The sequence below is a fragment of the Streptomyces sp. AC602_WCS936 genome (assembly GCF_019049125.1).
Classification (GTDB): domain Bacteria; phylum Actinomycetota; class Actinomycetes; order Streptomycetales; family Streptomycetaceae; genus Streptomyces.
Map to the genome: position 1 here is coordinate 25654 of NZ_JAGMUF010000020.1, position 12766 is coordinate 38419.

Annotated in this window: 9 protein-coding genes; 7 read left to right on the forward strand and 2 right to left on the reverse strand. The window is 71.5% G+C overall.

Going from position 1 to position 12766, the window contains the following annotated elements; genetic code table 11:
- Positions 1–82 precede the first annotated feature (82 nt).
- Positions 83–2506: an endopeptidase La gene (gene lon / locus KUM03_RS08760; protein ID WP_217246463.1), complete on the reverse strand. Its 2424-nt coding sequence runs from the start codon at positions 2504–2506 to the stop codon at positions 83–85.
- A 162-nt stretch (positions 2507–2668) separates the two neighbouring features.
- Between lon and KUM03_RS08765 the strand changes: the two genes are divergently transcribed.
- From KUM03_RS08765 to KUM03_RS08785, 5 genes are all read left to right on the forward strand, one after another.
- Positions 2669–3364, forward strand: coding sequence for a spermidine synthase (locus tag KUM03_RS08765; protein ID WP_217246464.1), 696 nt, complete (start codon positions 2669–2671; stop codon positions 3362–3364).
- Between the two features lie 122 nt (positions 3365–3486).
- Complete coding sequence (locus KUM03_RS08770) at positions 3487–4227, forward strand: response regulator transcription factor (RefSeq protein WP_043380000.1); 741 nt, start codon at positions 3487–3489, stop codon at positions 4225–4227.
- Positions 4224–5348 carry a cell wall metabolism sensor histidine kinase WalK gene (locus KUM03_RS08775; RefSeq protein ID WP_217246465.1) on the forward strand — a complete coding sequence of 375 codons (1125 nt, stop codon included), beginning with the start codon at positions 4224–4226 and terminating at the stop codon, positions 5346–5348. Before KUM03_RS08770 ends, KUM03_RS08775 begins: the two co-directional genes overlap by 4 nt.
- A 281-nt stretch (positions 5349–5629) precedes the next feature.
- Complete coding sequence (locus KUM03_RS08780) at positions 5630–9457, forward strand: multifunctional oxoglutarate decarboxylase/oxoglutarate dehydrogenase thiamine pyrophosphate-binding subunit/dihydrolipoyllysine-residue succinyltransferase subunit (RefSeq protein ID WP_217246466.1); 3828 nt, start codon at positions 5630–5632, stop codon at positions 9455–9457.
- A 105-nt stretch (positions 9458–9562) separates the two neighbouring features.
- The gene (locus KUM03_RS08785; RefSeq protein ID WP_003961784.1) at positions 9563–9745 is read left to right on the forward strand and encodes a DUF6104 family protein; all 183 of its coding nucleotides are present in this window, start codon (positions 9563–9565) and stop codon (positions 9743–9745) included.
- A 42-nt stretch (positions 9746–9787) separates the two neighbouring features.
- Here the strand turns inward: KUM03_RS08785 and KUM03_RS08790 are convergent, their stop codons facing one another.
- Positions 9788–10591: a hypothetical protein gene (locus KUM03_RS08790; RefSeq protein WP_217246467.1), complete on the reverse strand. Its 804-nt coding sequence runs from the start codon at positions 10589–10591 to the stop codon at positions 9788–9790.
- 137 nt (positions 10592–10728) lie between these two features.
- Between KUM03_RS08790 and KUM03_RS08795 the strand changes: the two genes are divergently transcribed.
- Complete coding sequence (locus tag KUM03_RS08795; RefSeq protein WP_217246468.1) at positions 10729–11685, forward strand: DUF4097 family beta strand repeat-containing protein; 957 nt, start codon at positions 10729–10731, stop codon at positions 11683–11685.
- A gap of 1 nt (position 11686) precedes the next feature.
- The gene (locus KUM03_RS08800; RefSeq protein ID WP_217246469.1) at positions 11687–12754 is read left to right on the forward strand and encodes a PadR family transcriptional regulator; all 1068 of its coding nucleotides are present in this window, start codon (positions 11687–11689) and stop codon (positions 12752–12754) included.
- Positions 12755–12766 lie beyond the last annotated feature (12 nt).

Below are 12766 nucleotides of genomic sequence, written 5' to 3' on the forward strand. Positions count from 1 at the left end.
CGCTCCCGGCGCGTACGGCGAGGGCCCGGACTCCACGCGGAGTCCGGGCCCTTTCCCTTTACTCATCCGGCCGCGTGCTCCGTCACGCCGCGACCGGAACCTTGCGCTCCGCACCGTTCGTCGCCGGTGCCAGCGCCAGTTCCAGGACCTGCCGGACGTCGGTGACCGCGTGGACGTCGAGCTTGTCCAGCACCTCCGCCGGGACGTCGTCCAGGTCGGGCTCGTTGCGCTTGGGGATGATCACCGTGGTGACGCCCGCCCGGTGCGCCGCGAGCAGCTTCTGCTTGACCCCGCCGATCGGCAGCACCCGGCCGGTCAGCGAGACCTCGCCGGTCATCGCCACGTCCGTGCGGACCAGCCGCCCGGAGAGCAGCGAGGCCAGCGCCGTGGTCATCGTGATGCCCGCGCTCGGCCCGTCCTTGGGGACCGCGCCCGCCGGGAAGTGGATGTGCACGCCACGGTCCTTCAGATCGGCCACCGGCAGCTCCAGCTCGGCGCCCCGGCTGCGCAGGAAACTCAACGCGATCTGCGCGGACTCCTTCATCACGTCGCCCAGCTGACCGGTCAGGGTCAGACCCGCCGCGCCCGTCTCCGGGTCGGCCAGCGACGCCTCGACGTACAGGACGTCGCCGCCCGCGCCGGTGACCGCGAGACCGGTGGCCACGCCCGGCACCGAGGTGCGGCGCTCGGCCGGGTCCTGGGCGGACTCGGGCACGTGGTGCGGCCGGCCGATCAGGGCGCGCAGGTCGTCCTCGGTGACCGTGAAGGGCAGCTCCCGTTCGCCCAGTTCGCGCTGGGCGGCGACCTTGCGCAGCAGCCGGGCGATGGCCCGCTCCAGGGTGCGCACGCCCGCCTCGCGGGTGTACTCGCCGGCCAGCTTGCGCAGCGCGCCCTCGTCGACCTTCACCTCGTCCCCGTCGAGTCCGGCCCGCTCCAGCTGGCGCGGGAGCAGGTGGTCACGGGCGATGACGACCTTCTCGTCCTCGGTGTAGCCGTCGAGGCGGACCAGCTCCATGCGGTCGAGCAGGGCCTCCGGGATGGCCTCCAGGACGTTGGCGGTGGCGAGGAAGACCACGTCGGACAGGTCCAGTTCGACCTCCAGGTAGTGGTCCCGGAAGGTGTGGTTCTGCGCCGGGTCGAGGACTTCGAGCAGGGCGGCGGCCGGGTCGCCCCGGAAGTCCGAGCCCACCTTGTCGATCTCGTCGAGGAGGACGACCGGGTTCATGGACCCCGCCTCCTTGATCGCCCGTACGATCCGGCCGGGCAGCGCGCCGACGTACGTACGCCGGTGGCCGCGGATCTCGGCCTCGTCGCGCACACCGCCGAGAGCGACGCGGACGAACTTGCGGCCCATCGCGTGGGCGACCGACTCGCCGAGCGAGGTCTTGCCGACGCCGGGCGGGCCGACCAGGGCCAGTACGGCACCGCCGCGCCGCCCGCCGACGACGCCGAGGCCCCGGTCGCCGCGCCGCTTGCGCACCGCCAGGTACTCGGTGATGCGCTCCTTCACGTCCTGAAGGCCCGCGTGCTCGGCGTCGAGGACGGCCTGGGCGCCCTGGATGTCGTAGGCGTCCTCGGTGCGCTCGCTCCACGGCATCTCCAGCACCGTGTCGAGCCAGGTGCGGATCCAGGAGCCCTCGGGCGACTGGTCGGAGGAGCGCTCCAGCTTGTCGACCTCCTTGAGCGCGGCCTCGCGGACCTTCTCGGGCAGGTCGGCGGCCTCCACGCGGGCGCGGTAGTCGTCGGACTCCTCACCCTCCTGTTCGCCGTTGAGTTCGCGCAGTTCCTTGCGCACGGCCTCCAGCTGGCGGCGCAGCAGGAACTCCCGCTGCTGCTTGTCGACGCCCTCCTGGACGTCCTTTGCGATGGTCTCGGCGACGTCCTGCTCGGCGAGGTGGTCGCGCAGCTGCCGGGTGGCGAGCCGCAGCCGCTCGACCGGGTCGGCGGTCTCCAGCAGCTGGACCTTCTGCTCGGTGGTGAGGAAGGGCGAGTAGCCGGAGTTGTCGGCGAGCGCGGAGACGTTCTCGATGGCCTGGACGCGGTCCACGACCTGCCAGGCGCCGCGCTTGCGCAGCCAGGCGGTGGCGAGCGCCTTGTACTCCTTCACCAGCTCGGCGACCTGGCCGGGCAGGGGCTCGGGCACGGTCTCGTCGACCCGCGTGCCCTCGACCCACAGGGCGGCGCCGGGGCCGGTGGTGCCGGCGCCGATGCTCACCCGGTGCCGGCCGCGGATCAGGGCGCCCGGGTCGCCGTCGGCGAGGCGGCCGACCTGCTCGACGGTGCCCAGGACGCCGGTCCTGGCGTAGGTGCCGTCGACGCGTGGGACGAGCAGCACGCGGGGCTTGCCGGGCTCGGACCCGGCGGCAGCCTGGGCGGCCTCCACCGCGGCCCGAACCTCGGCGTCGCTCAGGTCCAGGGGGACGACCATCCCGGGCAGCACCACTTCGTCGTCGAGCGGCAGCACGGGCAGGGTGAGCGGTGTGAAGGCGGCGGACTCAGCAGCCATGATCTCCCCTTCGGCAGTCAAGTTGAGTTACATCGACTCAATGAAAGGGAGTCCCGGAATGTTCCCCGGGGCCTGTTCGCTCTGAGCGATCAACCTCTCGGCGCCCCGTCTGCCGGGAGAGCGCCGTCGAGCCGCCCGGAATTCCTTTGCCAGGATGGGCCGATGCCCACCACTTCTTCCCACGACGTCCCCGAAGTACTGGACCGCCGCGAGGGCCCGCACGGTGAGGTCGTCCTGCGCCGGCACGGGGCGCTGCTGCAGATCATCGCGAACGGCTGCTTCCTGATGGACACCTCCGACGGGCGCTCGGAGCGGCGACTGGTCGACGCGGCGGCCGAGGCACTCGACGCCTCCGGCGGGCGGTCCGCGCCGCCCCACCTGCTCATCGGCGGTCTCGGCGTCGGCTTCTCGCTCGCGCACGCGGCCGCCGACCCGCGCTGGGGCCGGATCGCGGTCGTCGAGCGCGAGCGCGCCGTCATCGACTGGCACCGGGGCGGCCCCCTCGCGGAGCTGTCCGCCGAGGCATTGGACGACCTCCGCACGGAGGTCGTCGAATCGGATCTGGTCCGTTACGTCAATGAGACTTCCGACACGTACGACGCGCTCTGCCTCGACATCGACAACGGCCCCGGCTGGACCGTCACCGAGGACAACGACGGGCTGTACGCACCGGCCGGACTGGCGGGCTGCGCACGGGTGTTGAGGCCCGGCGGGGTGCTCGCCGTGTGGTCCGCGCAGCCCTCTCCGGAATTCGAAGAAACCTTGCGTAATGCCGGGTTCCAGCAGGTGCGTACCGAAGAGATCCCGGTTGCCCGGGGCGTTCCGGACGTCGTCCACCTCGCCGTCGGGCCTGGATAGCAAAGGCGCGTCCGATCCCCGTACGCTGCTGCCCTGACGCGGTCTTTCAAGCGTCAATCGCAGTCATGCGCAGACGAGGGATCACCCCACTGATTCCGGTAAGCACACCTCAGGGGCGGGCGATGGAGCAGACACAGACCTCCCACAACGGCACGGCGACGGCGACCCAGGGCGCTCAGCGGCGGGTGCTGGTGGTCGAGGACGACCAGACGATCGTCGACGCCATCGCGACCCGCCTGCGCGCCGAGGGGTTCCTGGTGCAAACGGCGGGCGACGGGCCCGCCGCGGTCGACACGGCCGAGGCCTGGCAGCCCGACCTGCTGATCCTCGACATCATGCTGCCCGGCTTCGACGGCCTGGAGGTCTGCCGGCGCGTGCAGGCCCAGCGGCCGGTGCCGGTGCTGATGCTCACCGCGCGGGACGACGAGACGGACATGCTGGTCGGCCTCGGCGTGGGCGCCGACGACTACATGACCAAGCCGTTCTCCATGCGCGAGCTTGCCGCGCGCGTGCACGTGCTGCTGCGCCGGGTGGAGCGGGCCGTGGTGGCCGCGTCGACGCCGCGCAGCGGCATCCTGCGCCTCGGCGAACTGGAGATCGACCACGCGCAGCGCCGGGTGCGGGTGCGCAGCGAGGACGTCCACCTCACGCCGACCGAGTTCGACCTGCTGGTCTGCCTGGCGAACACGCCCCGCGCGGTGCTCTCCCGGGAGCAGCTGCTGGCCGAGGTCTGGGACTGGGCGGACGCCTCCGGCACCCGGACCGTCGACAGCCACATCAAGGCACTGCGCCGCAAGATCGGCGCCGAGCGCATCCGCACGGTGCACGGCGTGGGGTACGCGCTGGAGACCCCGACGCCATGAGCCGAGGGCGGGATGCCGCACGGAGGAGCCCCGGCCCCCGGAGCGCCGGGGAACCCTGGGGCGGCGTACGCCCGTTCTCGATCAAGACCAAGCTGGGCGCGCTGGTCGTCACGTCGGTACTGATCACCACCGGGCTGTCGGTGATCGCGGTGCACACCAAGACGGAGCTGCGCTTCATCACGGTCTTCTCGATGATCGCCACGCTCCTGATCACGCAGTTCGTGGCGCACTCGCTGACCGCGCCACTGGACGAGATGAACGCGGTGGCCCGGTCCATCTCGCACGGCGACTACACCCGTCGGGTGCGCGAGAACCGCCGCGACGAGCTGGGCGACCTGGCCGTCACCATCAACCGCATGGCCGACGACCTGGAGGCCCAGGACCTCCAGCGCAAGGAGCTGGTCGCGAACGTCTCGCACGAGCTGCGCACCCCCATCGCGGGCCTGCGCGCGGTGCTGGAGAACATCGTCGACGGGGTCACCGAGGCCGATCCGGAGACGATGCGCACGGCGCTCGGGCAGACCGAGCGGCTCGGCCGGCTGGTGGAGACGCTGCTGGACCTCTCCCGCCTGGACAACGGCGTCGTACCGCTGCGCAAGCGGCGCTTCGAGGTGTGGCCCTACCTGTCGGGCGTGCTCAAGGAGGCCAACATGGTCGCCTCCGCGCGCGCGGGCATCGCCTCCGGCTCGGGCAGCCACACCCGCAAGGACGTCCACCTCGCTCTCGACGTCTCCCCCTCGGACCTGACCGCGCACGCCGACCCGGAGCGCATCCACCAGGTCGTCGCCAACCTCATCGACAACGCGGTGAAGCACAGTCCGCCGCACGGCAGGGTGACGGTCAGGGCGCGGAGCGGCGAGCTCCCCGAGTCGCTGGAGCTGGAGGTCCTCGACGAGGGGCCCGGCATTCCGCGCTCGGAGTGGCGCCGGGTGTTCGAGCGGTTCAACCGGGGTTCGGTGTCCCGGCCGCACGGTCCGGGCAGCGACGGCGGCACCGGTCTGGGCCTCGCGATCGCGCGCTGGGCCGTGGATCTGCACGGCGGCCGGATCGGCGTGGCCGAATCCGAGCGGGGATGCCGGATTCTCATCACTCTTCCGGGCCTGCCGACGGCTCCGAGTTGACGTAGGGTTCGAAGCGGAGCGTCAAGATCCACTGACGTCCGCGCTGACGGACACGTGTGATCAGGCACAGGCCCGCGTTGTCCCGGCGCCGGGTCGCGCTCTCCCCTTCCCACACGCAACGGAACCTCGCTTGTTTCCCGCCATTTCCAGCGCCGAAACGCAGTCTGCGATGTGACTTACGCGACGATGAACGGGCCCGGTCTGACCTTCCGGGTCGGGGAGGCGTAGCCTTGATTCCCGCTGTCCACCATCTTGTGAAGCGGAAGAGGGCGGTTCTCGCCGTGTCGCCACAGTCCCCCAGTAACTCGAGCATCTCGACCGACACCGACCAAGCGGGCAACGCGGGCAAGAACCCCGCGGCCGCCTTCGGTGCCAACGAATGGCTCGTCGACGAGATCTATCAGCAGTACCTCCAGGACCCGAACTCCGTGGACCGAGCCTGGTGGGACTTCTTCGCCGACTACAAGCCCGGAGCGGCCGCTGCCCAGTCCGCCTCCGGCACCGCGGCCACGGACTCCGGCAGCACCCCCCAGGCCTCCCCCGCGCCGCAGGCGCAGGCGCCCGCCCCGGCCCAGCCGAAGGCGGCGCCCCAGCAGGCCGCCCCCGCGCAGCCCGCCGCTGCCGCCCCGGCGGCTCCTGCCGCCCCGGCCGCGAAGCCCGCCGCCGCCCCGGCCAAGCCCGCCGCCGCCAAGCCGCAGGCCAAGGCCGCCGCGCCCGCCAAGGACGCCGGCTCGGCGCCCGAGGGTCCGGAGACGGTGACCCTGCGCGGCCCCGCCGCCGCGGTCGCGAAGAACATGAACGCCTCGCTGGAGCTGCCCACGGCCACGTCCGTGCGCGCGGTCCCGGTGAAGCTGCTCTTCGACAACCGCATCGTCATCAACAACCACCTCAAGCGCGCCCGGGGCGGGAAGATCTCCTTCACGCACCTGATCGGCTACGCGATGGTGCAGGCCATCAAGGCCATGCCGGCGATGAACCACTCGTTCGGCGAGAAGGACGGCAAGCCGACGCTCGTCAAGCCGGCGCACGTCAACCTCGGCCTCGCCATCGACCTGGTCAAGCCCAACGGCGACCGCCAGCTGGTCGTCGCGGCGATCAAGAAGGCCGAGACCATGAACTTCTTCGAGTTCTGGCAGGCCTACGAGGACATCGTCCGCCGCGCCCGCGACAACAAGCTGACGATGGACGACTTCTCCGGCGTCACGGTCTCGCTGACCAACCCCGGCGGCCTCGGCACCGTCCACTCCGTGCCGCGCCTGATGCCCGGCCAGTCGGTGATCATGGGCGTCGGCTCCATGGACTACCCGGCGGAGTTCCAGGGCACCTCCCAGGACACCCTGAACAAGCTCGGCATCTCGAAGGTCATGACGCTCACGTCGACCTACGACCACCGGGTCATCCAGGGCGCCGCCTCCGGCGAGTTCCTGCGCCAGGTCGCCAACCTGCTCCTCGGCGAGAACGGCTTCTACGACGAGATCTTCAAGGCGCTCCGCATCCCCTACGAGCCGGTCCGCTGGCTCAAGGACATCGACGCCTCGCACGACGACGACGTCACCAAGGCCGCCCGCGTCTTCGAGCTGATCCACTCCTACCGGGTCCGCGGCCACGTCATGGCCGACACCGACCCGCTGGAGTACCAGCAGCGCAAGCACCCCGACCTGGACATCACCGAGCACGGGCTCACCCTGTGGGACCTGGAGCGCGAGTTCGCGGTCGGCGGCTTCGCCGGCAAGTCCCTGATGAAGCTGCGCGACATCCTCGGCGTGCTGCGCGACTCGTACTGCCGCACCACCGGCGTCGAGTTCATGCACATCCAGGACCCGAAGCAGCGCAAGTGGATCCAGGACCGCATCGAGCGCTCGCACACCAAGCCGGAGCGCGAGGAGCAGCTGCGCATCCTGCGCCGCCTGAACGCGGCGGAGGCCTTCGAGACCTTCCTGCAGACGAAGTACGTCGGCCAGAAGCGGTTCTCCCTGGAGGGCGGCGAGTCCGTCATCCCGCTGCTGGACGCGGTCATCGACTCGGCGGCCGAGTCCCGCCTGGACGAGGTCGTCATCGGCATGGCCCACCGCGGCCGGCTGAACGTGCTGGCCAACGTGGTCGGCAAGTCGTACGCGCAGATCTTCCGCGAGTTCGAGGGCAACCTCGACCCGAAGTCGATGCACGGCTCCGGCGACGTGAAGTACCACCTGGGCGCCGAGGGCACCTTCACCGGCCTGGACGGCGAGCAGATCGCGGTCTCGCTGGTAGCCAACCCCTCGCACCTGGAGGCGGTCGACCCGGTCCTGGAGGGCGTCTCGCGCGCCAAGCAGGACATCATCAACAAGGGCGGCACGGACTTCACGGTCCTGCCGGTGGCGATCCACGGCGACGCGGCCTTCGCGGGCCAGGGCGTGGTGGCCGAGACCCTGAACATGTCGCAGCTGCGCGGCTACCGCACCGGCGGCACGGTCCACGTCGTCATCAACAACCAGGTCGGCTTCACCGCCGCCCCGGAGTCCTCGCGCTCCTCGATGTACGCCACCGACGTGGCCCGCATGATCGAGGCCCCGATCTTCCACGTGAACGGCGACGACCCGGAGGCCGTGGTCCGCGTCGCGCGGCTCGCCTTCGAGTTCCGCCAGGCGTTCAACAAGGACGTGGTGATCGACCTCATCTGCTACCGCCGCCGCGGTCACAACGAGTCGGACAACCCGGCCTTCACCCAGCCGCTGATGTACGACCTGATCGACAAGAAGCGCTCGGTGCGCAAGCTGTACACCGAGTCCCTCATCGGTCGCGGCGACATCACCCTGGAAGAGGCCGAGCAGGCGCTGCAGGACTACCAGGGCCAGCTGGAGAAGGTCTTCACCGAGGTCCGCGAGGCCGTCTCCCAGCCGTCCGCCGCGGAGCCCTCGGACCCGCAGGCCGAGTTCCCGGTGGCCGTGAACACCGCGGTGACCGCCGAGACGGTCAAGCGGATCGCCGAGTCGCAGGTCAACATCCCCGACCACGTCACCATCCACCCGCGCCTGCTGCCGCAGCTGCAGCGCCGCGCGGCGATGGTCGAGGACGGCACGATCGACTGGGGCATGGGCGAGACCCTCGCCGTCGGCTCCCTCCTCCTGGAGGGCGTCCCGGTCCGGCTGTCCGGCCAGGACTCGCAGCGCGGCACCTTCGGCCAGCGCCACGCGGTGGTCATCGACCGTGAGACGGGCGACGAGTTCACGCCGCTGCTGTACCTGTCCGAGGACCAGGCCCGGTACAACGTCTACAACTCCCTGCTGTCCGAGTACGCGGTGATGGGCTTCGAGTACGGCTACTCGCTGGCCCGTCCGGACGCGCTGGTGATGTGGGAGGCGCAGTTCGGCGACTTCGTCAACGGCGCGCAGACGGTCGTGGACGAGTTCATCTCGTCGGCCGAGCAGAAGTGGAACCAGACCTCCGGCGTCACCCTGCTGCTGCCGCACGGCTACGAGGGCCAGGGCCCGGACCACTCCTCGGCCCGTATCGAGCGCTTCCTCCAGCTCTGCGCGCAGAACAACATGACGGTCGCGATGCCGACCCTGCCGTCGAACTACTTCCACCTGCTGCGGTGGCAGGTGCACAACCCGCACCACAAGCCGCTGGTGGTCTTCACCCCGAAGTCGATGCTGCGCCTGAAGGCCGCGTCCTCGAAGGCGGAGGAGTTCACGACGGGCCAGTTCCGCCCGGTCATCGGCGACGACTCGGTCGACCCGGCCGCCGTCAAGAAGGTCGTCTTCACCGCCGGCAAGGTCTACTACGACCTCGACGCCGAGCGGAAGAAGCGCGGTCTGACGGACACGGCCATCATCCGCATCGAGCGCCTGTACCCGCTGCCGGGTGCCGAGCTCCAGGCGGAGATCGCCAAGTACCCGAACGCCGAGAAGTACCTGTGGGCCCAGGAGGAGCCGGCGAACCAGGGTGCCTGGCCGTTCATCGCGCTCAACCTGATCGACCACCTGGACCTGGCGGTCGGCGCCGACGTCCCGCACGGCGAGCGCCTGCGCCGCATCTCGCGTCCGCACGGCTCGTCCCCGGCCGTCGGCTCCGCCAAGCGGCACCAGGCGGAGCAGGAGCAGCTGGTGCGTGAGGTGTTCGAGGCGTAGCTCCTCCGCGGCGGCGCGACACCGCCGCGCAGCGCGTCCGGGCCGGGCCGCATCCCCTCTTCGGGAGTGCGGCCCGGCCCTTTGCCTGCACTTATCCTTGACGGCATGTACTTCACCGACCGTGGCATCGAGGAGCTGGAGAAGCGGCGCGGCGAGGAGGAGGTCACCTTCGAGTGGCTCGCCGAGCAGCTGCGGACCTTCGTCGACCTGAACCCGGACTTCGAGGTGCCGGTGGAGCGGCTGGCCACCTGGCTGGCGCGGCTGGACGACGAGGACGAGGACGAGTAGGCACGCACAGCCCGTACGGGCCGACGGCGCCCCGGGGTGCCATCAGGAGCGCTTGGAGAGGCCGTACGCCGTCCCGAGCGCGCCGTGCGCCAGCAGCAGTGCCCCCGCGGTGGTCCAGCCGCCGCTGCGGCGCCGCAGGCCCCAGACGGTGAGCGGCAGACCGGCCGCCATCTGCGCCAGGGCCAGGGCGCGGGCCCCGGGGCCGCCCACCCAGGGCATCCAGGCGGCGAGGTGGCTCTCGTCGGCGGTCGGGCGGCGTCCGGGGGCCTCGGTCCACCGGGAGCCTGGCAGGGCGCCGGCGACCGGACCGAGGCGTTCCGCGCCTTCGCCGGGACCGAGCCCGGCAGGGAGGGTGATCCCCGCGCGCGTGAGCACCGCCAGCAGGCCCCGCAGTCTGGCGACCGCGTCGGCCTCGCGGTCCGGGCGGGTCAGCCCGTCCAGCGCCTGGAGGTCCAGAACGGGGTCCAGCCCGAGGCGGGCGGCGAAAGTGCGCATGGCCTCCTCCTCGCCGGCCGGGGTGCCGTCCGCGAGCCACACGTAGCCGACGGGGCGGCGGAAGCCTGACGCGAGGGTGTAGCCGGCCCGGTCGGCGTCCCACCACAGGGCCAGTACGGGCCAGTCGGCGCCGACGGCGAGCGCCGCGGCCCAGCCGGTGACCACGCGGTCGACCGGTTCGTCGCCGTGCCGCCAGGGCCCGCCCTCCGGGACGAGCACGCTCCACCGCGCGCCGGCCGGGACCAGTGGCATGCGTTCGCCCAGCAGCGGGGCGACGGCGGCGACGGAGTCCGGATCGGCGCGGCACAGGAGCAGGGCGCCGGAATCGGGTGCGGACTCTTCTGTCGACATGCTCACAAACTAGATCAAATCCTCATCCTCGGCCGGTCACGGATCACCAGGACGAGTGTCTTGACTTTCCGTGTCCGCGATATATCGTGAATAAGGAAGGACGCGATATGGCGCGTTCGGTCGAGGAGGTCTGCACCATGTCCGAGTGGTCCGTCGCGGAGCCCAGGAAGCTCGCCTTCGACGAGTCCGTCAGGGAGCTCCAGGTACGCATCGTCCATGGAACGGTGAACGTCGTGGGCACGGACGAGGGTTCCGCACGCCTGGAGGTCTCCGAGATCGAGGGGCCACCCCTGATCGTGACCCAGCAGGACGGCGTGCTCACCGTGGCCTACGAGGACCTGCCCTGGAAGGGCTTCCTCAAATGGCTCGACCGCAAGGGCTGGCGCCGCAACGCGGTGGTCTCCCTCGCCGTTCCGACCAGCACCCGTGTGGAGGTCGGGGTGGTCGGTGCGGCGGCCGTCGTCTCGGGGCTGGAGGGTCGTGCCGAGGTGAAGGGCGTCTTCGGGGACACCACGCTGGTGAGCCTCGCGGGCCCGGTCCGCGCGGACACCGTCTCGGGGAATGTGGAGGCGCAGGCCCTCGCCGGCGACCTGCGCTTCAATTCGGTCTCCGGGGACCTCACGGTGGTGGAGGCGGGTTCCTCCGTGCGGGCCGACTCGGTGAGCGGTTCGATGGTCGTCGACCTGGACACGACGGGCGGGCCGACCGACATCAGCCTGAACAGCGTCTCGGGCGAGATCGCCATCCGGCTGCCGCAGCCGGCCGACGCGAAGGTGGAGGCCAACACGGCGAGCGGCTCCGTCTCCAACGCCTTCGAGGATCTGCGGGTGACCGGCCAGTGGGGCGCCAAGCGGATCACCGGCCGGCTCGGCGCGGGCAACGGCCGCCTGAAGGCCACCACGGTCTCCGGCTCGATCGCCCTGCTGCGCCGACCGGCGACGGAGGAGGCACCGTGGGAGGACGATGCGCCGGGTCGGTCTTCCGGCCCGGTGGGCGATGCACAGGACGACTCGGGGGACAATTCCGCTTCCGGCCGGGACCACGGCGCCGCCGGCGCCCCGGCCGACAGCACGACCGACAAGAAGGTGCTCTGACATGCCCCCCGTCTTCGCGCACGGCCGCCTCCGCCTCTACCTCCTCAAGCTCCTCGACGAGGCACCGCGCCACGGCTACGAGGTGATCCGCCTCCTCGAGGAGCGCTTCCAGGGCCTGTACGCGCCGTCGGCGGGCACGGTGTACCCGCGCCTGGCCAAGCTGGAGGCCGAGGGCCTGGTCACCCACACCACCGAGGGCGGACGCAAGGTGTACGCCATCACGGACGCCGGCCGTGCCGAGCTGTCCGACCGCAGCGGTGAACTTGCCGACCTGGAGCTGGAGATCCGCGAGTCGGTCGCCGAGCTCGCCGCCGAGATCCGGGCCGACGTCCGCGGTGCCGCGGGTGACCTGCGCCGGGAGATGCGCGCCGCGGCCGGCGCGGCGCGCCGGGGCACCGGCTCCGGGGCGCAGGGCGAGGGCGACTCCTTCGCCACCGGCACCGCGGGCGCCGACGACAAGGAGGCCTGGCGCGCGGCCAAGGAGGAGATGCGGCGCGTCAAGCAGGAGTGGAAGGAGCAGGCCCGCCGCGCCAAGGACGAGAGCCGCCGCGCCCGCGAGGAGGCCCAGCGGGCCCGGCGCCAGGCCAAGGAGGCCCAGGAGCGGGCCCGGACGCAGGCGCAGGAGGAAGTGCAGCGCATCGCCCAGCGAGTCCAGGAACAGGTGCAGGACCACTTCGCACGGGGCGACTGGCCGACGGGGCTGCGCGAGGGGCTGAGCGAACTGGCCAAGGAGGTCGGCGACTTCGGCAAGGACTTCGGGAAGGAGTTCGGCAGGGACTGGGGCTTCGGCCGCTCCGACGACACCACGTCCGGCCACCGGGCCGAGTACTCCTCCACGCCCGAGGACTTCCCGGCCGGTTACGCGCCCGCCTGGGCCCACGAGGACGCCGCGGAGTCCACCGGCGACCCCGCCCGCGACCTGGACCGGCTGCTCGACCGCTTCCGGGACGACATCCGGGACGCGGCCCGGGACCACGGGGTGACGGCCGACCAGCTGAGCGAGTCACGCCGGCGCCTGTCGGCAGCCGCGGCTCACATCGGAGCGATACTGCGGGCCCCCAAGCCCTGAGCCCGGGGGGCC